We start from the raw sequence: 23,471 nt of genomic DNA, 5'->3' as shown, positions 1-23,471 counted from the left end.
TTCGTTTGACCGGGTGAGGCGTGCGGCGGCGGGCACCGCACGGAACCCGGGAGCTGCCGATGCGGATCCGGCCCACCCCGCCGGCCCGGTCCTGGCCGGACCAGCGGTCCCCCGGGACGCTGCCGGCCGCCGCGACCCGCGATGCGCCGGCCGCCGTCCCCGCCCGCCCGCGCCGGCACCCGGCCCGCCGGGCCCTGCCGGCCGCCGTGGCACTCGCCCTGCTGGCCCCCGCGTACGCCTGCCGTCCCGACCTCGGCCCGCCGGGCGCCCCGACCCCCTGGCCCACCGGGTCCGCCCACCGGTGGCGGTGGCAGTGGCAGCTCACCGACCCGGTCGACACCACCGTCGACGCCGACGTCTTCCTCCTCGACCCGGTACGGGTGACCGCCGCCGAGACCGGCGCGTTGCGGCGGAAGGACCGGCGGCTGGTCTGTCACGTGCCGGTCGGGACGTACGCGGAGACCGATCCGGACGCCACCCGCTTCCCGGCGGTGGTCCGGGGCGACCCGGCCAGCCGGCCCGGCACCCGCTGGCTGGACGTCCGGCGCTGGGACCTGCTGCGCCCCGTGCTGGCCGACCGGTTCCGGCTGTGCCGGGGCAAGGGCTTCGGCGCGGTCGCCCTCGCCGACGCCGACGGCTACGACCACCGTTCCGGCTTCCCGCTCGGCTTCGACGACCAACTGCTGTTCAACCGGCGGGTGGCCGACCTGGGCCGGTCCCTGGACCTCTCCCCCGGCCTGCTGAACGACGTCGGTCAGGTGGCGGCGCTGGCACCGGACTTCGACTTCGCGGTCAACGAGGAGTGCGTCCGGCTACGCCACTGCGCCCGGCTGCTGCCCTTCGCCGACGCGCGGAAGCCGGTGTTCCACGTCGAGTACGCCGGGGACCCGGCGGGCTTCTGCGTGACCACCCTCGGGTACGGCTTCGCCTCGATCCGCAAGAAACGCGCGCTGGATGCCTGGCTCGACCCCTGCCGGCTGCCCTGACCCCGGCCACTCCGACCGGGGACGAGGCCAGGAACGAGGCCGAGGGCCGGAGACGAGGCCGAGGGGCCGAGGCCGGAGCCGGGGAGGCCCACGAACCGGGCGGCGGCCTGGGCCGGGTTGTCCGGTCCGGGCCGCCGTCGGTCGGTCGGCGGGTCAGCGGGCGCCGACCAGTTCCGGGGTCGGGGCGGGCGGGTCGGTCGGCGAGGTGGCGGCCCGGGTCCGCCCCCGCAGGAAGCGCGGGGCCCACCAGTTGGCGTCGCCGAGCAGCGTCATCAGCGCCGGCAGCACCACCGCCCGGATGATCGTGGCGTCCAGCAGGATGGCGGCGGCCAGGCCGACGCCGAGCTGCTTCATGTCGATCGTGCTCAGCGAGGCGAAGATCGCGAAGACACCGACCATCACGATCGCCGCGCTGGTCACCACGCCCGCCGAGGAGGTGATCCCGTACGCCACCGCGTCCCGGTTCGACATGCCGCCCCGGATCCCCTCGCGGATCCGGCTGACCACGAAGACGTGGTAGTCCATGGAGAGTCCGAAGAGCACCACGAAGAGGAAGAGCGGCAGCCAGGACACGATCGCCCCCATCGAGGTGAAGCCGAGCGGCCCCTCAGCCCAACTGCCCTGGAAGACCAGCACCAGCAGGCCGTACGCGGCCCCGGCGGAGAGCAGGTTGAGCAGGATCGAGGTGAGCGCCACCACCACCGAGCGGAACGTCCAGGTCATCACCAGGAAGGTCAGCGCCAGGACGAAGGCCATCACCAGCGGCAGCTTCTCCCGGATGTGCTGCGCGTAGTCCTCGCTGGCGGCCACCCCGCCGCCGACGGCGTACTCGACGCCCGGGATGCCGCGCAGCGCGGCCGGCAGCAGGTCGGTGCGGAGCTTACGCAGCGAGTCCACCGCCGCGTCGTCCCGGCTGGCGTACGGGGTGGCCAGCTCCAGCACCGACACCCGGCGGTCCGCCGACACCTCGATCTTCGGGCCGTCCGCCTCGACCGGGGCGAAGAGCGGGTCGGCCCCGGCCCGGCCGGCCAGCCCGGTCAGCGCGGCGTGCACCCGGTCGGCCTGCCCGGCCGGCGCCCGCACGGCCACCGTGTGGCTGGTGCCGGTGCTGGGGAAGGCGGCGGTGAGCCGGTCGTACGCCTGCATGGCCGGCGTGGTCCGGGGCAGGTCCTCCATGCCGGGGAACTTCAGCTTCATGGCGAGCGCCGGGGCGGCCAGGGCGAGCAGCAGCCCCACCGACACGATCAGGGTGACCCGGGGCGCGCGCAGGGCCGGCCGCAGCACCGCCGGCCAGAACCGGGGCCGGGCCGGCTGCCCGGCCCGCCCGACGCGGGGCGCGGTGAGTCGCCAGAGCAGCGGCACCCGGGGCCGGTCCACCCACCGGCCGAGCTTGGCCAGCAGCGCCGGCAGCACGGTCAGCGAACCGGTCACCGCGACCGCGACGACCAGGATCGAGCCGACGGCGAGCGAGGAGAAGACCGCGTCGTTGGCCAGCAGCAGCCCGGCCATCGAGATGATCACCGCGAAGCCCGAGACGACCACGGCGTGCCCGGAGGTCTCGGCGGCGATCTCCACGGCGTCCAGACCGGACCGGCCCTTCGCCCGTTCCTCACGTTCCCGGCGGACGTAGAACAGCGAGTAGTCCACCCCGACGGCCATCCCGATCAGCAGGATCACGCTGGCCGTGGTGTCCGTCGCCGGCACCAGGTGCGAGGCGAGGGTGGAGAGCCCCATCGCGGCGGCGACCGAGGAGAGCGCCAGCAGCACCGGCACCCCGGCGGCGATCAGCGCGCCGAACGCGACGATCAGGATGGCCAGGGTGACCGGCAGGCTGAGCAGCTCGGCCCGCGTGAAGTCCCGGCCCAGGGTGTCGTCCAACGCCTGGTTGATCGACGGGCCGCCGACCTGTTCGACCCGGAGCTGCGGGTATGCCTGCTGCACCTGGGCGGTGGTGTCGCGCAGCGGCTGCACCCGCTCCGAGGCGGTCTGCCGGTCGCCGGACATGGTGATCGGCAGCAGCAGCGCGTCGCCGTCCCGGGACGACACCGGCGTGCCGACCGAGGCGACGCCGGTGAGCTGCCGGAGCCGGTCGGCCGCGTCGGCCGCCGCCGCCCTCGCCGCCGCCTGGTCCAGCGCCCCGGTACGCGGCGTGATGAGGACGTTCTCCACCGCCGGGTCGGCGAACTTCCCGTCGGTGACGATCACGTCCGCGTGGCCCGACTCCCCGATCGCCTGGTCCGCCTCGGTGGCCTCGTTCATTCCGGCGGCGTTGCCCCCGACGAAGCACACCGCCACGAAGACCACCCAGAGCGCGATCGCGCGCCACGGGTGCTCGGCGCTCCACCGCGCCAACCGCACCGTCACCGGTCTGCCGCCCATGTCCGGGCCCCCTCCCGTCGGCACCATGCCCACCGTGCTGACGCTAGGGACGGCGGTGGCGGGAGACATCGGGGTACGGCCCCGGCCTGTCCCGGACGGCCGGAACCCGTCGGGTCGGGTCGGCCGGGGCGGGCCGACCGGGTGGATCGGGCGAATTCCGGCGGCGGTCGGGGGTGGCGTCGGCGTGGCACACCCCGGCGACCCCGAACCGGCTCGGGGTCATCCCCTCAGGGCGCCCCGGGGTCGTGGCTGACAGCGCGGGCAACTGTACGACGACCGGTTCATGAACGCCTCCCGGCGGATCGGGGCGCCGCAGCCCCGGCAGGGCGCCCCCTCCCGGCCGTAGACGTTCAGCGACCGGTCGAAGTAGCCGCTCTCGCCGTTGACGTTGACGTACAGGTCGTCGAAGCTGGTGCCGCCCTGCCCGATCGCCTCGGCCAGGACGTCCCGGACGTGTCCGAGCAGCCGGCCGGCGGCCGGGGCGGTCAGCGCGTCGGTGGGTCGGGCGCCGTGCAGCCTCGCCCGCCACAGCGCCTCGTCGGCGTAGATGTTGCCCACCCCGGAGATCAGTGTCTGGTCCAGCAGGGCCCGCTTCACCTCCGTGCGGCGGCGACGCAGCGCGGCGACGAACCCGGCGTCGGAGAACTCGGCGTCCATCGGGTCCCGGGCGATGTGCGCGATCTCCGCCGGCAGCTCCGCGCCGCCCTCGCTGACCGAGAGCCCGCCGAAGGTGCGCTGGTCGACGAAGCGCAGTTGCGGGCCGTCGTCGGCGAACCGGAACCGGACCCGCAGGTGCAGCTCGTCGGCCGCCTCGGCCGGCTGGAGCAGTAGCTGCCCCGACATGCCCAGGTGGCCGACGAGCGCGTCACCGCTGTCCAACGGCAGCCAGAGGTACTTGCCCCGCCGCCGGACGTCGGTGACCGTCCGGCCGGCCAGCACGTCCGCGAAGTGCGCCGAGCCGGGTACGTGCCGGCGTACCGCCCGGGGGTGGCGGACCTCCACCGCCGCGATCTGCCGGCCGGTGACCCACTGGGCCAGGCCCTGCCGGACCGTCTCGACCTCGGGCAGCTCAGGCACGGCCCAGGCCCGCCTCGGCGGTCTGGTCCGCGCCGGCCCGTTCCGCCCCGGCGGCCCCGTCCAGCCCGGCGGCCCCGTCCGGTGCCGCCTCGGCCCGGTCCCGCTCGGCCTGCTCGGTCAGCTCCCGCCAGGCCGCCTCGGCGGCCCGCTGCTCGGCCTCCTTCTTGCTGCGCCCCTCGGCCCCGCCGTAGCGGTTGCCGGCCACCACCACCCACGCGGTGAAGGTCTTCAGGTGGTCCGGGCCGGTGCCCTCGATCCGGTACTCGGGCACACCCAGCCCCAACGCGGCGGTCAACTCCTGGAGGCTGGTCTTCCAGTCCAGCGCGGCGCCCCGGCCCGCCGACTCGGCCATCAGCGGGTCGAAGAGCCGGTGGATGACCAGCGCGGCGGTGTCCAGCCCGTACTGGAGGTAGATCGCGCCGAGCAGCGCCTCCAGGGTGTCGGCGAGGATGCTCGCCTTGTCCCGTCCGCCGGTGCTCTCCTCGCCCTTGCCGAGCAGCAGGTAGGCACCGAGCCCGTCCGGGCCGAGCCCCCGGGCCACCTCGGCCAGCGCGCGCATGTTCACCACGCTGGCCCGCAGCTTCGCCAACTGCCCCTCGGGGAGGTCCGGGTGGTTGCGGAAGAGCGCCGTGGTGATCACCACACCGAGCACCGAGTCGCCGAGGAACTCCAACCGTTCGTTGGTCGGCAGCCCGCCGTTCTCGTACGCGTACGAGCGGTGGGTGAGCGCCCGCTCCAGCAACTCGGAGTCGAGCGTCACACCGAACGCCGCCTCCAGGTGACCGACGGGCGCGCGCCGCCGCTTGTCGTTCGTCATGCTCTTACCTCTGCTTCGTTCGCGACTGCGGGGCTCACACGTTCACTCCTCGCGCACCTGACGACCGCCGGCGTCATCCGCACACCGCTGCGCCGGCCTCGTCACCGGGCGGGACGGGGTCCCGGGCCGGGGCGAGCAGTTCCCGGACCCGGTCGGTGGCCCGGCGACGCCACAGGTGGGCGGCCAGGGCGATCCCGGAGGCGACGTCGGCCGGGGCCGCCGCGCCGTGACAGACCACCACGGTGCCGGCCACCCCGAGCAGGGCCGCCGCCCGGGGGGCACCGCCGCTCGCGGGCGGGCCGCCGGCCATCGCGTACGCGCCCTCGATGGCCTTGAGCAGCACGTTACCGGTGAAGCCGTCGGTGACCACCACGTCGGCGCGCACGCCGAGCGCCACGTCGTACCCCTCGACCAGCCCGACGTAGCGGGCGTCGCAGGGCAGTGGCGTGGTGGCGAGCAGCGGGTCGGCGGCGCGGCGCGGGCGGTCCCCCTTGCCGGCCTCGGTGCCGACCGAGAGCAGGCCGACGCGGGGCGCGGCGACGGCGTGCGCGACGGCGGCGTAGGCCGCGCCGAGCACGGCGTGCTGGGCCAGGGTGGCGGGGCGGGGTTCCAGCGAGCCGCCGACGTCGAGCAGGACGACCGGGCCGGACACGGCCGGCAGGGTGGCCACCAGCGCGGGGTGGCGGACGTCGTCCCACCGGCCGAAGCCGAGGGCGGCGGCGGAGACGGTGGCGCCGGTGGAACCGGCGGAGACGAGCGCGTCGGCGGCGCCGTCGCGGACCGCCGAGACGGCCGCCCGGACGGTGCTGTCGGCGCGCGGCGCGTGGTCGGTGGACCCGGCGGCGGTCCGGGTCGGGCGGACCGTGATCCGGGTGCGCTGCACCGGCGTCAGGGCGTCGAGCACCCCGGCCGCGACCTCGGTCGGGCCGATGAGCAGCAGGTGCAGGTCAGGGTCGGCACGCACGGCACGCAGAGCGCCGTCAACCACGACGGCGGGAGCATCGTCCCCGCCGAGGAGGTCAACGGCGATCCGCGCGGTGCCCGGCTCCATCGGTACGCCGGCCGGAGCGGGCCGGCCGGCGTCGGAGGGAGCCGGGGCACCGGGCGATCGCCTGGGTGCGCGCGCCACCCGACCGCTGGTCGGGGGCGTCACTCGGCGTCCAGGTCAGACCTCGAGGACCTGGCGGCCGTTGTACGTGCCGCAGACGGAGCACGCGGCGTGCGGCAGCTTCGCCGACTTGCACTGCGGGCAGGCCACGGTCGCGACCACGGCCGCCTTCCAGTTCGCCCGGCGGGACCGGGTGTTGCTGCGCGACATCTTGCGCTTCGGGACGGCCACGGTTCCTACTCCTCTGTACGGTTCAGTTGCGACAGGCCCGCCCAACGCGGGTCGATCTGCTGGTGGCTGTGGTCGGCCGGCAGATCGTCCCAGTGCACCCCGCACTCGGGGCACAAGCCTGGGCAGTCCTCCCGGCAGAGCGGGTTGGTCGGCAGTGTGAGCACCACCGCGTCCCGCAGCGCCGGCTCCAGGTCGATCAGATCGTCCTGCATCCGGCCCACCTCGTCCTCGTCGGTCGTGATGTCCGTGGTGCTGTTCTCGTACGCGTACAGCTCCTGGACGTTCACGACCACCGAGTCGTTGATCTCGCGTAGGCAGCGCCCGCACTCGCCCCGGACGGAACCGGTGATGGTCCCGGAGACGAGCACACCCTCGGACACCGACTGCAACCTCAGGTCGAGGTCGAGGTCCGCGCCCTCCGGCACGCCGATCAACTCCACGCCGAGGTCCGCCGGTGCCGGCACGACCCGCTTGACCGTACGCAACGCACCAGGCCGGCGCGGCAGGTCCCTCGTGTCGAGGACCAGCGGCGACCTGGGGTTGAGTGATGAAGGCGAGCGTTTGGGCATAGTCAGACTCCGGCCGGTGAGAGGCCGACAAAAAAGGGTACCTGGGCGACCGCCGGGCCGTCGAACCGGGGGCGACGCCCGACCCGTCCGTCGGTGGGATGAGGTGCCGCTCAGAAGGGTAGCGGGCGTTCCGCCTCGTCCCCACCGAAGGTGCCGATCTCCCGCAGCGCGTGCATCTTGTCCCGGCCACGCTCTATCGAGGCCAGCGCCCGGGTGAGGAACTGCTCGAAGTTCGCCAGCGCGGTGTCGACGTAGTCGTCGACCTCCTCCCGCAGCCGCTGCGCCTCGGCCCGGGCCTCGGCGATGATCCGCGCCCCCTCGTGCTCGGCGGACACCGTGATCTCGTTCACCGACACCAGGCGGGCGTGTTCCGCCTCACCCTCGCTGATGATCCGGTCGGCCTCCCGCTTGCCGGCCTCCATGATCTTGTCCCGCTCGCCGAGGAGCGCGGCGGCCCGACGCAGGTCGGCCGGGAGCTCGGCGCGCAACTCGTCGAGGGCGCCGATCATCTCGCCCCGGTCGAACATGCAGTTGTTGCGCGACATCGGGACGGAGCGCGCCTGCTCCACCATGGCGATCAGTTCGTCGATGCGATCGAGCGGGTCCACCGGTACCTCACTCCTGTCGTTCGTCGGCCGACCTACATGATGCGGCCTGCGCCCGGGTTCGGCGCTGCAACACATGATGTCGTGCGCGAGCCACCCTCGCCCCATCCACCCACCCCGGCGCGTCGCCCACCGGCCGGCGGGGTGGGGTCAGGGGCGGGAACCGGGGGCCAGGCGGGTGATCAACTGCTGACGGACCACGTCGGGGACGTGGGAGGAGATGTCGCCACCCCACTTGGCCACGTCCTTGACCAGGCTGGAGGAGAGGAAGGAGTACAGCGGGTTGGTCGGCATGAAGAGCGTCTCCACCCCGGCCAGGCCGATGTTCATCTGGGCCATCTGCAACTCGTAGTCGAAGTCGCTGACCGCCCGCAGGCCCTTGATCAGCACGCTCGCCTCCTGCGCCCGGCAGAAGTCGACCAGCAGCCCACGGAAGGACTCGACCCGGACGTTCTCGTACGAGGCGGTCACCTCGCGGAGCATGTCGATCCGCTCCTCGACGGTGAACAGGCCACTCTTCGACTGGTTCACCAGCACGCCGACGATCACCTCGTCGAAGAGCCGGCTGGCCCGTCCGATGATGTCGAGGTGTCCGTTGGTGACCGGGTCGAACGAGCCGGGACACACCGCACGTCTCATGATCGGCGACCGTACCAAAGGGTGGTCTCGCCGTAACGCCGACTGCGCCCGGCGGTGATGCCCTGCACCCAGTCGACCGGCCCGCTGCGGGTGGACCGCTCCACCACCACCAGGGCGTCCGGGGCGAGCCAGCCGTGGTCGACCAGCGCGGCCAGCATCGCGGTGATCTCGGCGTCCGGCACCGCGTACGGCGGGTCGGCGAAGACCACGTCGTACGGCTCGTCGCCGGGGCCGGCCGCGAGCACGCCGGCCACCTTGCCGGTGACCAGCCGGGCGGCCGGGGCGGCCCGGAGCGCGGCGACGTTCTCCCGGACCACCCGGGCGGCCCGGGAGTCCGCCTCGACCAGCAGTACGTGCTCGGCCCCCCGGGACAGCGCCTCCAACCCGACCGCGCCGGAGCCGGCGTAGAGGTCGGCGAAGCGCGCGCCGCCGAGGTCCACCTCGGCCTGCACCGCGCTGAACAGCGCCTCGCGTACCCGGTCGGAGGTGGGTCGGGTGCCGGCGCCGGGCGGCGCGGCGATCCGCCGCCCGCCGTGCGTCCCGGCCACGATCCGGGTCACGGTCTCCCCCTGCTCATGGGAGTGACGCTACGCGACGGCCGGAGCGGACCGGGCGACCCGGTGTGTGCCGGCCCGGTGCCGAGTTGATCACTTCCCGTCCACCGAACATCTCGGGTACATAACAACGTCCTTAGCGGAACCTGTGCGCTGTGCCTCGGGTGGCGGGCCCACTATGGTCGGCCCGACGCCGGTGCCGCTCCACCGGTCACGCGCCGGGGAGGCGCCGTCGCGGCGCCGCGCACCCGCCCGCGACCCGGCAGCGCCGCACCCGCCGCGCCCTGACGCCTCTTCACCCGGGAGTACGCGTGATCCGCCCCCCGCTGTCGCACCGGCGACCGCTCGCCGTGGCAGCCGCCGCGCTGGCCGGCCTGGCCACCGCATTCACCTTCACCGCGCCGGCCAGCGCCACCAACGCCCCGCCGACCCCGACGGCCTCACCGAGCGTGACGGCCGCACCCGGCGCGACCGCCACACCGGGCGCGACAGCGAGCACCCCGGCCGGCCAGCCGGCCGCGCCGACCTGTGTGACCGCCGCCGACGCGCGCTACACGCACACCTTCGACGGGCCGGCGGGCCGGGCCTCGATCACCCTCAGCAACGGCCCGCTCTGCCGGGGCGAGGAGCAGGAACTGGCCCTGGTGTCGTACGTGACGCCGTCGGCGCAGTTCGCCGTGCCGCAGTACGTGCTGGACACCTCGGTCAAGAAGTTCACCGGGGTGGCCCCGGGCGAGCTGGGCCTGGCCACCCTCGACTTCGCCGTCACGGTGCCCCACTGCTACACCCAGGTCGACTTCGTCTTCGGCAGCAAGGTGATCGACCCGCTCACCGACACCAGCGACCGGTACGGCGACCGCAAGGTCGGCAGCCCCGCCGGCATCGGCTCCCGGTCCACCGGCCCGCGCGCCTGGTACAACGGCGGGTCCGGTAGCTGCGTCGCGGCTCCGGAGGTGATCGCCGGGTCGGACTGCGACGGCAACGTCGAGCTGACCCTGGTCAACCGCAGCGGCAACGCCGCGGCGACCTTCACCATCACCGGCAGCGGCGGCTTCACCGAGAAGGTGGCCGTCCCGATGCGCAAGATCGTGACGCGGAAGCTCGCCCCCGGGGAGGCGCAGGAGATCACCGTGGTCGCCCCCGGCATGAAGGACTTCACCGGCGGCTGGGAGAAGCCCGACGACTGCCAGCAGCCGTCGATCGGCACCCCCGACGCCAGCCACGAGTCCACCTGCGACCAGATGATCTTCCGGATCAGCAACCCGGAGGACGGCACCCCGCTGACCTCCACCTTCACCCCGAACAAGGGTGAGCCGAAGAAGCTCACCGTCGAGCCCGGACGGACCGGCACGGTCAGCTTCGCGGCCAGCAAGAACCTCACCGTCACCGTCACCGGCGCCCTCGACTCCGGCGGCCCGCTGGCCTGGGAGAAGCCCGAGGACTGCGGGTCCGGCGGCACCGGGGGCGGCGACCAGGACGGCGGCCTGCCGGTGACCGGCGCGGCGGCCAGCGCCATCGCGGCCGGCGCGGCCGTGCTGCTGGCCGCCGGCGCGGTGCTCTTCGTCGTCGCCCGACGCCGGCGGATCCGCTTCACCGCCTGACCCGTACGACCCCGGAGGCGGGGGGGGGGGGGGGGGGGGGGGGCGCGGGGCGGGCCCGGGGGGGGGGGGGGGGCGCGGGGGGGGGGCGGGCGGGGGGGGGGGCGGGGCGGGGGGGGGGGGGGTGGGGGGGGGCGGGGGGGGGTGGCTGTTGTTGGCGCCCCGCCGGGGGGGGGGGGCGCCCCCCGCCCCCCCCCCCCCCCCGGCGCCGGCGGGGGCCGGGGGGGGGGCCCCGCCTCCGTCGTTCCCGGGCCGCTCCTCGCGGGCCGCGCGGGCCGCCCCGTCCGCGAGCCGCCCGCCCGCGAGCCGCCCGCCCGTGAGCCGCCCGTCCGTGAGCCGCCCGTCTGTGGGCCGCCCGTCCGTGGGCCGCCCGTCCGTGGGCCGCCCGTCCGTGGGCCGCCCGTCTGTGGGCCGCCCGTCCGTGAGCCGCCCGTCCGTGAGCCGCCCGTCTGTGGGCCGCGGCACCGTCCACGGTGGTGCTGCGCGACCGTCCGCTGACTCTACGTCCATCGATGATCACGAAATGGTCACAACGGCTGACGGTCGCCGGGCCACCTGCCACCCCTCGGTACATTCACCCGGCACGCCCGCACCCGCGCGGACGCCCGACGGCGTCCCAGGGGCGCACCGGGCGGAGCCCACGACCGGTCGCCGCGCCTGCTCCCACCGCCCGGCGCGCGCACCCCACCCCCCTCGTCAGGAGTACACGTGAACCGCCTGAAGTTCCGGCGCGTCGCCGCGGTCACCGCCGGCGCGCTGATCGGCCTCGCCGGCGTCGCGACCGTGGCCAGCCCGGCCCTGGCCCACCACCCCGAGCCCTCGGGCACCTACTGCGCCCAGAAGGACGGCCGGGTCACCGTCAACTGGTCCGTCGGCAACAGCGAGGGCGACCTCAACGCCACCATCACCAAGCTCGAGTCGAGCGTGCCGGGCGAGTTCTCCGGCGCGCTGGCGGTCGGCGCGGCGCTGCCCAAGAAGGGCGACGGCCCGCTGGCCGGCAGCCAGACGCACACCTTCACCGGCAAGCTGCCCGAGCTGAAGCTCACCGTCGAGGCCCGCTGGGAGCGGCGGGACCGCATCATCACCGAGGAGCGCACGGTGATCGCCCAGCCGGCGGCCGTCTGCGCGCCGACCGAGTCGCCCTCGCCGAGCCCGACCAGCCCCGCGCCGACCGAGACCCCGGAGACCCCGGGGTCGCCGTCGCCCAGCCCGTCGACCACCTCGGCCAGCCCGTCGCCGTCCAGCCCCGCCGCCACCCCGCCGGCCGAGCCGGCGGAGCCGGTGTTCCGGCTGGAGGAGACCTGCGACACGATGACCTTCATCGTGGAGAACCCGGCCAAGGGCGTCCCCTTCACCGCCACCCTCACCACCGAGAAGGGCGTCACCAAGAAGCTGGAGTCGACCCCGGGCAAAACCGGCACGGTCAGCTTCGACGCGTACCCGGGCCTGAAGGTCACCGTCTCCTACGACGTGGTCGAGGGCTCGGAGACCATCGAGTACACCCAGCCCGAGGACTGTGGCGACGGTGAGGGGGGCGGCCTGCCGTTGACCGGTTCCGCCACCACCACCATCGCCGCCGGTGCCGCGCTGCTGCTGGCCGCCGGCGCGGTCATGTACGTGGTGGCCCGCCGCCGCCGGGTGCGCTTCACCGCCTGAGCCCGGCAGGGCTGGCCCACCGCCTGAGTATGGGAGGACTGGCTTCCCGCCTGAGCGCGGCGCGGCGAACCTCTCCGCTTGGCACCTGAGGACTGATCCGAGGGCGCGTCGACCGACCGGTCGGCGCGCCCTCGCCGTCCCCGAGGGCCGCCGCCCGGACGACCACCGTGGACGAGCAGCGACGGTGCCGGCTGCCGCTCGCCTGGGCGACGGATCCGGCAGGGGATCACGCTGATCTCGTCGTTACCGACTACCGCCGACCGACTGCGGTGGCCGGCTGCGCAGCGGAGCCCACGACGCAGGACTGGCGCGGAAGCGCGGAGAGCACGGAAGCGCGGAGAGCACGGAAGCGCGGAGAGCACGGAAGCGCGGAGGGCGCGGGAGCACGGAGGGCGCGGGGTCAGCCCTTTTCCAGGTACTCCGCGCGTTCCTCGTCGACCAGGGCGGCGACCGAGGCGGCCAGCGCCGGCTGGCGCTCCAGCTCCGGATCCTCCTCGACCAGGGTGATCGCCTCGGCGCGGGCGTCCCGGATCAGGTCGGTGTCCCGCAGCAGCGACAGCAGCCGCAGGTGCGAGCGGCGGCCGGACTGGGTCGCGCCCAGCACGTCGCCCTCCCGGCGCTGTTCGAGGTCCAGCTCGGCCAACTTGAACCCGTCGGTGGTGGAGGCGACCGCGTCCAGCCGCTCCCGGGCCGAGGAGCCCTCCGCCGCCTCGGTCACCAGCAGGCACAGCCCGGCCGCCGAGCCCCGGCCGACCCGGCCGCGTAGCTGGTGCAGTTGGGAGACGCCGAACCGGTCGGCGTCCAGCACGATCATCACGGTGGCGTTGGGCACGTTGACGCCCACCTCGACGACCGTGGTGGCGACCAGCACGTCCAGCGCGCCGTCGGCGAAGGACCGCATCACCGCGTCCTTCTCGTCGGCGGGCAGCCTGCCGTGCAGGACGCCGATCCGCAGCCCGTGCAGCGGCCCCTCGGCGAGCAGCGGTGCCACCTCGGTCACCGCCAGGGGTGGCCGCCGCCCGTTGTCGTCCTCCCGGGGCGGCTCCTCCTCGCCCTGCGGGCCTGACACGAACTCGCCCTGTGGGCCGAAGCCCGGCTCGTCGGCGTTGGCCGCGCCGGCCCCGGGCCTCGCCTCCCCGATCCGTGGGCAGACCACGTACGCCTGGTGGCCGGCGGTGACCTCCTCGCGCAGCCGGCGCCAGGCCCGGTCCAGGAAGGCCGGCTTCTCCGCCGCCGGCACCACGTGCGAGGCGATCGGCGAGCGGCCCTGCGGCAACTGGGACAGGGTGGACGTCTCCAGGTCGCCGTAGACGGTCATCGCCACCGTGCGGGGGATCGGGGTGGCCGTCATCACCAGCACGTGCGGCGGCTGGTCGGCCTTGGACCGCAGCGCGTCGCGCTGCTCCACCCCGAACCGGTGCTGCTCGTCGACCACCACCAGGCCGAGGTCGGCGAAGTCGACCCCCTCGTAGAGCAGGGCGTGGGTGCCCAGCACGATGCCGGCCCGCCCCTCGGCGACCTCCGCCAGGGCCCGCCGCCGGGCCGCCGCGCCGAGCGAGCCGGTGACCAGTTCCACCCGGGTGGCGTCGTCGGCCGCGCCCAGCTCACCGGCCTGCGCGAGCGGGCCGAGCAGGTCGAGCATGCCCCGGTGGTGCTGGGCGGCGAGCACCTCGGTCGGGGCCAGCAGCGCCGCCTGGCCCCCCGCGTCGACCACCTGGAGCATCGCCCGCAGTGCCACCACCGTCTTGCCGGAGCCGACCTCCCCCTGGAGCAGCCGGTGCATCGGGTGCGGGGCGGCCAGGTCGGTGGCGATCTCGACGCCGACGTCCCGCTGGCCGGCGGTCAACTCGTAGGGCAGCCGGGCGTCGAACGCGTCGAGCAGGCCACCCGGCTTCGGTGGGCGCGGGCGGGCCGGCCAGGATGCCGCGCGCAGCTTGCGCTGTACCAGGGTGAGCTGCACGGCGAACGCCTCGTCCCACTTGAGCCGGCGGCGGGCCCGGTACAGCTCCTCCTTGCTGGACGGCCGATGGATCTCACGCAGCGCGGTGCCCAGCCCGACCAGCTTCCGGCCGGCCCGCACGTCGGCCGGCAGCGGGTCGTCCGGCGGGGCGACGGTGTCCAGCACCACCCGGACGCAGCGGGCGATCACCCAGGTCGGCACGGCCGCGGCGGCCGGGTAGACCGGGATCAGCGCGCCGGCGAACTCCTCGACCTCCTCGGAGGCCGCGACCTCACCCTCGCCGCCCTCGCCGAGCAGCACGTACTCCGGGCCGTTGAGCTGCCGTTTGCCCCGGAACTCGGTGACCTTGCCGGCGAACAGCCCCCACCGGCCGGGCCGCAGCTCCCGTTCCCGCCATGCCTGGTTGCCGAAGAAGGTCAGCGTCAGGGTCCCGCCGGAGCCGTCGCCGACGGTCACCTCCAGCAGGTTGCCCCGGCGCTGCCGCATCGGGCGTACGGCGGTGCGCTGCACCTGGGCCAGCACGGTGACCTGCTCGCCCACGTCCAGCGAGCGGATGTCGGTGTGCTCGCCGCGCTCGTCGTAGCGGCGCGGGAAGTGGTACATCAGGTCGCCCGCGGTGTGCAGGTCGAGGTGCCCGGCGAGCGCCTTGGCCGTCTTGTCCCCGACCAGCTTCTTCAGCGGCGTGCCCACCGTGGCCGGCTCGGACGTCGTCATTCGACCCCCACCAGGAGCGGATAGTACGGCTGGCCACCCGGGTAGGCGTGGACCTCGACGAAGGGCCAGCGCCGGGCCACGTGCGCCCGGACCGACTCGGCGAGACCGTCCGGGGCGTCCGCGCCGGAGAGCAGGGTGACCAGTTCGCCCCCGCCGCCGAGCATCCGGTCGACCACGGCGGCGCAGGTGTCGACCAGGTCGGTGCCGATCAGGTGGACCTCCCCCTCGACCAGGGCCAGCACGTCACCCGGCCGGCACGGGCCGGCGACGGTCAACGCCTCCCGGCTGGCGTGGCACACCTCGGCGTAGCGGCACGCCCCGGCGGCCTCGGCCATCGCGATGACGTCGTCGGAGAACCGGCGCTGCGGGTCCCGCACGGCGAGCGCGGCCAGCGCCTGCACCGGTGAGCGGGTCGGCACCACGCTCACCTTGACGCCCAGCCGGTGCGCCTCCTTCGCGGCGGCGTTCGCCACCGCCTGGGTGTTCGGGTCGTTGGGGAGCACCACCACCCGGGCGGCGGCGGTGGCCCGGATCGCGTCCAGCAGCTCGCCGGTGGACGGGTTGCCCGGCACCACGGTCGCCCCCTCGCCGGCGAACAGCTCGGCGATGCCGGCGCCGGCCGCGACCACCACGGCGGCCCGGCCGTCGACGGCGGGACCGTCGGGGTCGGGCCGGGCGGCCGGCGCGGCCTGGTCGGCGAACCGGGTCACCGCGATCCGGTACGGCCGGCCGGCGGCCACCCCCGCCTCGACCGCCGCGCCGACGTCGTTGACGTGCACGTGGACGTTCCAGGTGGTGGACGCCTCGGGCGAGGCCCCGTCGCCGACCACCACCAGCGAGTCACCCAGGGTGGCCAGCTCGGCGCGCATCCGGGCCACCGCCCCGTACGGGGCGTCGAGCAGGAACTGCACCTCGTAGGCGTACTCGGTGGAGCCGGACTCCCGGACGGCGGTGAGCGGCGGACGGGCCGTGCGGGTCACCGGCGCCGGCCGGGGTGGGCGCTCCCCGGTGACCACCTCGACCAGCGCGTCGAGCAGCAGGCAGAGCCCCCGGCCGCCGGCGTCGACCACGCCGGCGCGGGCCAGCGCGGGCAACTGCTCCGGGGTACGGGCCAGCGCGCGGGCGGCCTCCCCGGCGGCGGCCCGGACCACCGTGCGCAGGTCGTCGGTGTCGGCCTGCTCGGCCGCCGTCGCGGCGGCGGCGACGACGCTGAGCACCGTCCCCTCGACCGGGCGGGCCACCGCGGCGTAGGCGGCGGCGGTGGCGTCGCGCAGCGCGGCGGCCAGCGCCCGGCCGGCGACCGTGGGTACGGCGCCGAGCGCGTCGGCGAGGCCGCGCAGGATCTGCGACAGGATCACCCCGGAGTTGCCCCGGGCGCCGAGCAGCGCGCCCCGGGCCATCAGGCGCAATGCCTGCCCGTGCGGGGTGGCGCCGTCCTCCGGCAGGGTGCCGAGGTCCATCGCCAGCGCCTGCTGGGCCGAGGTGAGGGTGAGCACCAGGTTGGTGCCGGTGTCGCCGTCCGGGACGGGGTAGACGTTCAGCTCGTCGATCTCGCCCTGGTGCCGCCGCAGCGCGGTGAGCCCGCTCGCGCACCAGCGGCGTACCGCGGCGGCGTCGAGGGTGTCCAGCACGGCCAGAAGCCTACTGGCGCGCACCGACACGCGTCGGGCTCGGCCGGCCGTGTCCACCGGTCCGGCGCGGCGTCCACGACGGTGACCGGCCGCGTTCCCGGGCGGGCCCGACCGGGCCGGTTGGTCCGGCACTCGGTTCATCGGGTAGCCTGACCAGGTTGCCCGGGCAGCACCTGCCGGCGACCCCATGAACGTTTCAATCCCAGGAGTATCCCGTGGCTAGCGTGTGCGACGTCTGTGGCAAGGGACCGGGCTTCGGCCACAACGTGTCCCACTCGCACCGGCGGACCAACCGCCGCTGGAACCCGAACATCCAGTCGGTGCGTACCCCGGCCGGTGGCGGCAACACCAAGAAGATGCAGGTCTGCACCTCGTGCATCAAGGCCGGCAAGGTCACCCGCGCCTGACGCGGTAACGCCTCCACCTGCATAGATCCACCAGTACCGGCGGGCCGTCGCGGTCCGCCGGTACTGTCGTGTCCGGCTACGGCCGACCGGGCGGTGCCGACTGGCCGACCGGAGGGTACGGCGGCTGGCCGACCGGCGTACGAGGGGTGGCCGACCGGGCCGTCACGGGTGGCCGACGGCGGCGTCGACGGCGGACGGGTGTCCGGTTAAGGTCGGCCTGCGCCGGGTGACCGCCATGGTCATCATCCTCCCGGCACCTGACGCCGTACGGAGGACGACCGGTGGACCTCGACCTGGGCCGGGACGAGATGATCGTCGTGGGGGCCTCCCTCGGCATGCTGCACTGGTTCGCCGAGGAGTTTCCGCCCGGCAGCGTGGTGCTGATCGAGGAGCCCGAGATCATCCGCCGTCGGGGCGTCGACACAGCGGTGGCCGCCCTCCCGGTGGTCTCCCGGCTGGTGGCCGCCGACTACCAGACCGGTCTGGACGTGGACGCGCTGCTGGCCCGCGAGCCGGGGCTGGCCACCGCCCGGCTGGTGATGCCCGGCCTGGAGTACGCCGTGCGCTCCGCCGCCCGGCTCGCCGTCCGGCTGGGCCTGCCCGGGGCCGGCCCGGAGGCCGCCGACGTCTTCTCCGACAAGCACCGGATGCGCCAGCTCGCCGACCGGGCCGGGCTGGCGAACCCGGCGTACGAGCTGGTCGACTGCCCCGAGCGGGCGGTGGCGTTCGCGGACCGCTTCGGCGGCCGGTGCGTGCTGAAGCCGACCCGCCGCTCCGGCAGCCTGGGTGTGCAGCTCATCACCGACTCCGACGACATCGGGCCGGCCTGGGCGGCGACCGCCGACCCGGAGAAGCCGGTGGAGGCCGCCGACCAGCTACCCACCGAGGTGCTGGTCGAGCAGACCCTGGTCGGCCCCGAGTACAGCGTCGAGTTGCTGGTCACCGACGGCGAGGTGTGCTTCGGCAACGTGACCGACAAGCGGGTGCTGCCGGGTCGCCGTCCGGTGGAGACGGGCCACACCGTGCCCTCGGCGCTGCCGCCGGCCGCCCGCGCGGAGCTGGTGGCGGTGGCCACCCGGCTGGCGGCGGCGGCCGGTTTCCGTACCGGCGTGCTGCACAGCGAGTGGATCGTCGCCGACGGGGTGCCGACGCTGGTCGAGTGCGCGGCCCGGCTGCCCGGGGACATGATCGCCGCGCTGCTCTCGGTGGCGTACGAGTGCAGTTTCATCGAGGCGTACCTGCGGACGCTGCGCGGTGAGCGGCCCCGGCTGCCGGCCCGGCCGTCCGGGGCGGCGGCGGTGGAGTTCCTGCTCCCGCCGCCCGGGACGGTCGCCGCCGTGGACGGGCTGCGCGACGCCCGCCGGGTCCCCGGCGTCCTCGACGTGCAGCTCGACGTTGCGGTCGGCGACCGGGTGGGCGAGGTGACCTCGTCGGTGCGCCGCAGCGGCCACGTGCTGGCCTGGGGCGCCGACCCGGCCGGGGCGACCGACGCCGCCGGGGCCGCCGCCGGCAAGCTCCGGTTCAGCGTCGGCTGACGCCGCCGGGCCGAGGCTCAGAGGGTACGGCCGAACGAGAGGCACCCCGGCGCGTCGGCGTAGAAGCCGAAGTTGGGGATCCGCTCGTAGCCGGCCGAGGTGTACATGGCGATCGCCTCGGGCTGCTTGTCGCCGCACTCCAGGACGATCCGCTTGCGCCCGTGCCGGCGGGCGGACTCCTCGACGGCGGCGAGCACGGCCCGAGCCACCCCGCGTCCCCGGGCCGCCGGGGCGGTGTACATCCGCTTCAGCTCGGCGGTGTCGTCGCCGTGGCTGCGCCAGCCCCCGCAGCCGACCGGCTCGCCGGCCAGGTGGGCGACGAGGAAGTCGCCGTCCGGTGGCACGAACTCGGTCGGGTCGACGGGGGTCTCGTCGCCGCTGCCGCCGTACCGGACGCCCAGGTCGGCCAGGGCCGCCCGGATCAGCGTCCGCGCCACCGGCGAGTCGAAGCCCAGCGGCCGGATCTCGATCTCACTCACGGGGTGAAGGGTACGACCGCCCCTTATCGGAAGTGGTCCCAGCCGGCCGGACCGTCGTGCTTCTCACCGTCGACGGTCACCCCGGCCCCCGCCACCACCCGGCCCACCGGCCGCCACGGCTCGGGCAGGGCCACCGCGCGGGGGAAGGTGGCGACCAGGGCGTGGTCGTCGCCACCGGTCAGGATCCAGGTGTACGGGTCGACGCCGAGCGCCTGCGCGGCGTCGCGCATCTGCCGGGGCACCTCGAAGGCGTCCCGGCGCAGGTCCACACCGACGCCGCTGGCCTTCGCCACGTGCCCCAGGTCGGCCAGCAGCCCGTCCGAGACGTCGATCATGGCGGTGGCGCCGAGCCGGGCGGCGTGCGGCCCGGCCGGGTAGGGCACCTCCGGCCGCCGGTACGCCTCGACCAGCAGGCGCGGCGTGCGGAAGCCCCGGGAGAGCACGGTCAGCCCGGCGGCGGCCCAGCCGGTCCGCCCGGCGAGCGCCACCACGTCCCCCGGCCGGGCACCGGAGCGGACCACCGGCGGCCGGCCGGCCAGGTCACCGAGGGCGGTGACCGCGATGGTCAGGGTCGGGCTGGCCGACATGTCCCCGCCGACCACCCCCGCGCCGACCAGCGCCGCCTCGGCGGCCAGCCCCTCGGCCAACTCCTCCGCCCAGCCGGTGTCCAGGTCGGTGGGCATGCACAGGGCCACCAGCAGCGCGGTGGGGGTGGCCCCCATCGCCGCGATGTCGGCCAGGTTGGCCGCCGCCGCCCGATGCCCGACGTCCTTCGCGCTCGACCAGTCCCGCCGGAAGTGCCGCCCCTCCACCAGCACGTCAGTGGAGGCGACCACCCGACGGTCCGGGGCGGCCACCACGGCGGCGTCGTCACCCGGCCCGAGCAGGCACGCCGATCCGTACGTCAACCGGGCGGTCACCCGGTCGATGAGACCGAACTCGCCCACACCCGCCACGCTCATGTCTTCCTTCCGACGCGCTCGCTCACTGCTTCCCCTCGACCACCGATAGGGATCACGCCTGCTCCGTAAGGTAGTTTCACCCTTCGGGCCGCCCCTGGGCGGCGACGGACGGAGGTCGAGTCGTGGTACAGGCGTACATCCTCATCCAGACCGAGGTGGGCCGGGCACGTGACGTGGCCGATCTGATCGCGGACCTTGCCGGCGTGGTACGGGTCGACGCCGTCACCGGGCCGTACGACGTGGTTGTCCTCACCGAGGCGAACACCGTCGACGAACTCGGTAAACTCATCGTCAGCAACGTGCAGATGGTGCCCGGCATCACCCGCACTCTCACGTGTTCGGTGGTGCGCCTGTAAGTGGACGAGCAGACTTCCTCCCCCGCCGCGTCGGCCGGTGCCGCCGACGCACCCGACGCCGCCGCGCCGACGGCGGCCGGTAAGCCCGACCCCGCCGCGACGACCGCCGCCGGTAAGCCCGGCTGGGACCGATCGACCCGCCGGGCCGCGTTGTTCGCCACCCTGGTCGCCGTTCCGGTGACCGTGGCCGTGGCGGGCTTCACCTTCGCCAAGCTGACCCCGGACACCCCGGCCGCCGCGCCGAGCCCGACGCCGACCAGCGCCCGCCCGCAGTCCACCGCGCCGATCGAGATGGCCGCCCCGGCGCTGGCCGAGCGGCCCACCGTGGTCTGCCGGGCGCTGGTGTCGCAGCTCCCGGACACCGTGCGGGACCTCGCCCAGCGGCCGGTGACCGCCGGAGCCGAGCAGAACGCCGCGTACGGTGACCCGGCGCTGACCGTCGCCTGCGGCGGCACCGAGCCGTCCGTCGACGCCACCGCCGACGTCTGGACCGTCAACAACGTCTGCTGGTTCGCCTCGGAACAGCCGGAGGCGACCGTGCTCACCACGCTCGACCGGGAGACCCCGGTCACGGTGACCGTGCCCCGGGCGTACCCGGGTCCGTTGCAGTGGCTCACCCCGATCTCGGACGCCGTGGTCCGCGCCGTGCCGTCCGGGGGCGACAGCCCCGCCGGCTGTCACGGCTGACCGGTTCGCCGCAGCCGCCACGCCCGACCATGCGGGTGACGATGACGAGCGCCACGGCAGGTACCGGCCGGGTGAACGAGGACTTCACCGGTGCCGTACCGACGGCAGCGGTGCTGGTCGACGGGGCCGGCATCGCCGGCACCGAATCGATCTGCCGGCACGGCGTGGCCTGGTACGCCAGCCGCCTGGGCGGCAGTCTCCTCGGCCTCCTGTCGGTCGTACGGGACCGCAGCCTGACGGCACTGCTCGCCGAGGCCATCGCGCGGGTGACGGACGATCACCGGCGCACCTGCGACGTCACCAACCCCATCAGCCCGTCGGCGGCCGTGGCCATCCTGCGCCTGTCCGACGGCCGCGCCGAGCATCTGGTGCTCGGCGACGCGTTCCTCGTGCTCGACCGGACGGGCGGTACGCCGTCCGTCGTCTCCGATCCCCGAGAGGTCATCATCAGCCGGTCCTACCAGTCCGCGTTCGAGGCCGCCGCCGAGGGTAGCGACGAGTACCACCGGATCCTGCGGGACCTGCGCGCCAACCGAAACCAGCCGGGCGGCTTCTGGGTGGCCAAGGACGACCCCCGGGCGGCAGACGAGGCGATCACCGGAAGCTGTCCGATCTCCGAGCTGACCAGCGCGGTCCTGCTCAGCAACGGTGCCAGCCGCGTCGTGGACCGGTTCCGGCTCGCCGACTGGCCAGAGGTCCTGGCTGTCCTGGCGTCGAGCGGACCCGCCGAGATCATCCATCAGGTCCGGCAGGCGGAGGCACGCCACGCGGTGCCGGCGGACGATGCGACGATCGCACACTGCACCGACCTGACCGGCGCGGCCGGCAACTGCGGGTGATGCCGACCGCACCGTTCCCGGCCGGAGAGCCCTGCCCGCCGCGATCCTGCTGGCTCAGCTCACCTGCCGGCACGTACCGGCGCAACCCTTCCTTGGACGTGCTCGCCGCCCGGGTCCGCAGGCTTGCCGGTGTTCGATGGCCGGATGTTATGTGCGGAGAGCGGTATGCCGCTCTGGCATAAATATGCCGGACCGGCATATCCGCGTCGGTCGACATACCCGCCCGGCGGGTCGATCCGCTTCGATCGGATCGAAAGCTCGGCGGCACCGCGTGCTTCACCACCCGTCGGCCGAGGCGGGGCACCCGGGGCCGCGAGCTTGTCGGGGGCAACTGGTTACATTCTGGTCAGTCCAGCTAGGCAACCGACCGGTTGCAGATTGCCACCAGAGAGGTTGCGATGAAGCAGTTGGTACGCGTGCACAACTTCAACGTGTCCAGCGACGGCTACGGCGCTGGCGAGGGGCAGAGCTGCTTCTGGCGACGATGACCAACGGGTCCGGCTCCCGTGCCGCGCCACCCGGGGCGGGGGAAGATCGTGCAGCCGCAGAATCATGCTGGAACGGGGCGGAGAAGATTGTGCAGCCGCAGAATCATGCTGGAACGGGGCGGAGAAGATCGTGCAGCCGCAGAATCGTGCTGGAACGGGGCGGGGAAGGTCGTGCAGCCGCAAGATCGTGCTGGAACATGGATGTAGTGGCCTCCTGGTGCTCGGGAGACCACTACATCCATGTTCCAGCACGATCTTGACCGGCGGAACCCGCAGAGACCGACGAAACCAGCGGGACCGCCGCGTGAGCGGGGTGCGCGGGAGCGCGGGGTGCGCGGGAGTGCGCGGGAGTGCGCGGGTGGTAAGGGGCGGCAAGCGTGGCGGGAAAGAGGCAGCGGCGGCCGTGGGGACGGCGACGGTGCGTTGGCCCGCTGAGCAGAGCCGATCAGTAGGCCGGGTGCAGGGTGTCGGCCTGGACGGACCGGGTGAAGGAGCGCCACTGCTGGCGGGGAAAGGTGAGGATCGGGCCGGCGACGTCCTTGCTGTCCCGAACGCCCACCACCGCAGGCATGTTGTCGGCGATCTCCACGCAGTTGCCCTGAGGGCTGCTGCGGCTACTCTTGCGCCAGACGGCGCTATCGATTGCAGTCATGGTGCTCCCTCCTTGGATGCCCGTATGAGCCGGCGAAATGTCATCGACCAGCCCCGTTTTGTTATCGCGCCCGTGAGGCACACGAGAGCTTGCGCCCTCGCCCTTAAGAGCTTAGCGGGTCTGGGGGATGCCCGTAAGGAAGCTCCGCCACGCCTTTGATGGGAAGACCAGGACCGGGCCGCCGACATCCTTGCTGTCGCGAACTCCGATCACGGCGGGCAGATTGTCAGCAACCTCCACGCAGTTACCCTGGTCACTGCTGCGGCTGCTCTTCCGCCAGATCCCGCCGGTGAATTCGGTCATGGTGCCTCTCCTTGATTTCCTGCATGAGCGCGCGTGATTCCTGCACGCTCAACGCCTGGGCGGTGAGCGTGCTCCACACACCGGCGTAGGCCCTGACCTCTTCGACACGATCGAGGTAGAGGGCTCCGGACAATCCCTCGTTGTAAACCGTCGTCGGCTCGGCGGACCGGGCACCCTTGGTGGGAAAGTCAAGAATGACGAAGCTCCCCGCTATGGCTGCCCGACTCAGCCCACCACCG

Annotated in this window: 24 protein-coding genes; 8 read left to right on the top strand and 16 right to left on the bottom strand. The window is 74.3% G+C overall.

What is annotated here, in order from left to right; genetic code table 11:
- Positions 1-59 precede the first annotated feature (59 nt).
- Complete coding sequence (locus tag ACIQG9_RS28375) at positions 60-986, top strand: endo alpha-1,4 polygalactosaminidase (RefSeq protein ID WP_400408146.1); 927 nt, start codon at positions 60-62, stop codon at positions 984-986.
- Positions 987-1,139: 153 nt separating this feature from the next.
- On the opposite strand, the gene ACIQG9_RS28370 is transcribed toward ACIQG9_RS28375, so the two are convergent.
- The 9 genes from ACIQG9_RS28370 to rsmD form a co-directional block, all read right to left on the bottom strand.
- Positions 1,140-3,365 carry an MMPL family transporter gene (locus ACIQG9_RS28370; protein ID WP_400408144.1) on the bottom strand — a complete coding sequence of 742 codons (2,226 nt, stop codon included), beginning with the start codon at positions 3,363-3,365 and terminating at the stop codon, positions 1,140-1,142.
- Between the two features lie 219 nt (positions 3,366-3,584).
- Positions 3,585-4,442, bottom strand: coding sequence for a bifunctional DNA-formamidopyrimidine glycosylase/DNA-(apurinic or apyrimidinic site) lyase (mutM, locus tag ACIQG9_RS28365; protein WP_400408142.1), 858 nt, complete (start codon positions 4,440-4,442; stop codon positions 3,585-3,587).
- Positions 4,435-5,259, bottom strand: a complete 825-nt coding sequence (gene rnc, locus ACIQG9_RS28360; protein ID WP_400408141.1) for a ribonuclease III — start codon at positions 5,257-5,259, stop codon at positions 4,435-4,437. Before rnc ends, mutM begins: the two co-directional genes overlap by 8 nt.
- Positions 5,260-5,332: 73 nt before the next feature.
- Positions 5,333-6,310, bottom strand: coding sequence for a phosphate acyltransferase PlsX (locus ACIQG9_RS28355; protein WP_400408140.1), 978 nt, complete (start codon positions 6,308-6,310; stop codon positions 5,333-5,335).
- A gap of 114 nt (positions 6,311-6,424) precedes the next feature.
- The gene (rpmF, locus tag ACIQG9_RS28350; RefSeq protein ID WP_088963525.1) at positions 6,425-6,598 is read right to left on the bottom strand and encodes a 50S ribosomal protein L32; all 174 of its coding nucleotides are present in this window, start codon (positions 6,596-6,598) and stop codon (positions 6,425-6,427) included.
- Between the two features lie 5 nt (positions 6,599-6,603).
- Positions 6,604-7,167, bottom strand: a complete 564-nt coding sequence (locus ACIQG9_RS28345; protein ID WP_400408139.1) for a YceD family protein — start codon at positions 7,165-7,167, stop codon at positions 6,604-6,606.
- A gap of 110 nt (positions 7,168-7,277) precedes the next feature.
- On the bottom strand, positions 7,278-7,775 hold the full coding sequence (locus ACIQG9_RS28340; RefSeq protein WP_400408138.1) for a hypothetical protein: 498 nt from the start codon (positions 7,773-7,775) through the stop codon (positions 7,278-7,280).
- Positions 7,776-7,922: 147 nt separating this feature from the next.
- Entirely contained in the window at positions 7,923-8,411 is a 489-nt protein-coding gene (coaD, locus tag ACIQG9_RS28335; RefSeq protein ID WP_400408137.1) for a pantetheine-phosphate adenylyltransferase, read from the bottom strand.
- Entirely contained in the window at positions 8,408-8,971 is a 564-nt protein-coding gene (gene rsmD / locus ACIQG9_RS28330; RefSeq protein WP_400408136.1) for a 16S rRNA (guanine(966)-N(2))-methyltransferase RsmD, read from the bottom strand. Before rsmD ends, coaD begins: the two co-directional genes overlap by 4 nt.
- A gap of 305 nt (positions 8,972-9,276) precedes the next feature.
- Here rsmD and ACIQG9_RS28325 point away from each other — a divergent pair, with 305 nt between their 5' ends.
- A complete protein-coding gene (locus ACIQG9_RS28325; RefSeq protein ID WP_400408135.1) occupies positions 9,277-10,566 on the top strand; it encodes a cell wall anchor protein in 1,290 nt (429 codons plus the stop codon).
- A 705-nt stretch (positions 10,567-11,271) separates the two neighbouring features.
- Complete coding sequence (locus ACIQG9_RS28320) at positions 11,272-12,219, top strand: LPXTG cell wall anchor domain-containing protein (RefSeq protein ID WP_400408134.1); 948 nt, start codon at positions 11,272-11,274, stop codon at positions 12,217-12,219.
- A gap of 400 nt (positions 12,220-12,619) precedes the next feature.
- Here ACIQG9_RS28320 and recG read toward each other — a convergent pair whose 3' ends face one another.
- Both recG and ACIQG9_RS28310 read right to left on the bottom strand, forming a co-directional pair.
- Positions 12,620-14,893: an ATP-dependent DNA helicase RecG gene (recG, locus tag ACIQG9_RS28315; RefSeq protein WP_400408132.1), complete on the bottom strand. Its 2,274-nt coding sequence runs from the start codon at positions 14,891-14,893 to the stop codon at positions 12,620-12,622.
- Positions 14,890-16,524 carry a DAK2 domain-containing protein gene (locus tag ACIQG9_RS28310; protein WP_400408131.1) on the bottom strand — a complete coding sequence of 545 codons (1,635 nt, stop codon included), beginning with the start codon at positions 16,522-16,524 and terminating at the stop codon, positions 14,890-14,892. Before ACIQG9_RS28310 ends, recG begins: the two co-directional genes overlap by 4 nt.
- A gap of 215 nt (positions 16,525-16,739) precedes the next feature.
- Between ACIQG9_RS28310 and rpmB the strand changes: the two genes are divergently transcribed.
- A complete protein-coding gene (rpmB, locus tag ACIQG9_RS28305) occupies positions 16,740-16,931 on the top strand; it encodes a 50S ribosomal protein L28 (protein ID WP_088963534.1) in 192 nt (63 codons plus the stop codon).
- Between the two features lie 281 nt (positions 16,932-17,212).
- Positions 17,213-18,466: an ATP-grasp domain-containing protein gene (locus tag ACIQG9_RS28300; protein WP_400408129.1), complete on the top strand. Its 1,254-nt coding sequence runs from the start codon at positions 17,213-17,215 to the stop codon at positions 18,464-18,466.
- A 17-nt stretch (positions 18,467-18,483) separates the two neighbouring features.
- On the opposite strand, the gene ACIQG9_RS28295 is transcribed toward ACIQG9_RS28300, so the two are convergent.
- Together ACIQG9_RS28295 and ACIQG9_RS28290 are read right to left on the bottom strand one after the other, a co-directional pair.
- Positions 18,484-18,945 carry a GNAT family N-acetyltransferase gene (locus tag ACIQG9_RS28295; RefSeq protein ID WP_400408127.1) on the bottom strand — a complete coding sequence of 154 codons (462 nt, stop codon included), beginning with the start codon at positions 18,943-18,945 and terminating at the stop codon, positions 18,484-18,486.
- 23 nt (positions 18,946-18,968) lie between these two features.
- Positions 18,969-19,907, bottom strand: a complete 939-nt coding sequence (locus tag ACIQG9_RS28290; RefSeq protein ID WP_400408126.1) for a thiamine-phosphate kinase — start codon at positions 19,905-19,907, stop codon at positions 18,969-18,971.
- Between the two features lie 122 nt (positions 19,908-20,029).
- On the opposite strand from ACIQG9_RS28290, the gene ACIQG9_RS28285 reads away from it, so the two are divergent.
- From ACIQG9_RS28285 to ACIQG9_RS28275, 3 genes are read left to right on the top strand one after another with little or no spacing between them, the layout of a single operon-like run.
- On the top strand, positions 20,030-20,263 hold the full coding sequence (locus tag ACIQG9_RS28285) for an Lrp/AsnC ligand binding domain-containing protein (protein WP_161687828.1): 234 nt from the start codon (positions 20,030-20,032) through the stop codon (positions 20,261-20,263).
- The gene (locus ACIQG9_RS28280; RefSeq protein ID WP_400408124.1) at positions 20,264-20,950 is read left to right on the top strand and encodes a DUF3515 family protein; all 687 of its coding nucleotides are present in this window, start codon (positions 20,264-20,266) and stop codon (positions 20,948-20,950) included.
- Between the two features lie 41 nt (positions 20,951-20,991).
- Positions 20,992-21,789 carry a hypothetical protein gene (locus tag ACIQG9_RS28275; protein ID WP_400408123.1) on the top strand — a complete coding sequence of 266 codons (798 nt, stop codon included), beginning with the start codon at positions 20,992-20,994 and terminating at the stop codon, positions 21,787-21,789.
- A 933-nt stretch (positions 21,790-22,722) separates the two neighbouring features.
- Here the strand turns inward: ACIQG9_RS28275 and ACIQG9_RS28270 are convergent.
- The 3 genes from ACIQG9_RS28270 to ACIQG9_RS28260 all read right to left on the bottom strand — a co-directional run.
- Positions 22,723-22,929 (bottom strand): DUF397 domain-containing protein, encoded by a 207-nt coding sequence (locus tag ACIQG9_RS28270; protein ID WP_400408121.1) that lies wholly within the window; start codon positions 22,927-22,929, stop codon positions 22,723-22,725.
- 111 nt (positions 22,930-23,040) lie between these two features.
- On the bottom strand, positions 23,041-23,232 hold the full coding sequence (locus tag ACIQG9_RS28265; protein ID WP_400408120.1) for a DUF397 domain-containing protein: 192 nt from the start codon (positions 23,230-23,232) through the stop codon (positions 23,041-23,043).
- On the bottom strand, positions 23,183-23,471 hold a 289-nt coding region (locus ACIQG9_RS28260), incomplete at its 5' end, for a Scr1 family TA system antitoxin-like transcriptional regulator (RefSeq protein WP_400408118.1). The genes ACIQG9_RS28260 and ACIQG9_RS28265, both read right to left, overlap by 50 nt.

Source organism: Micromonospora sp. NPDC092111 (assembly GCF_044755745.1).
In the GTDB taxonomy this organism is placed as follows: domain Bacteria; phylum Actinomycetota; class Actinomycetes; order Mycobacteriales; family Micromonosporaceae; genus Micromonospora.
This window is presented reverse-complemented; position numbering and strand designations above follow the sequence as displayed.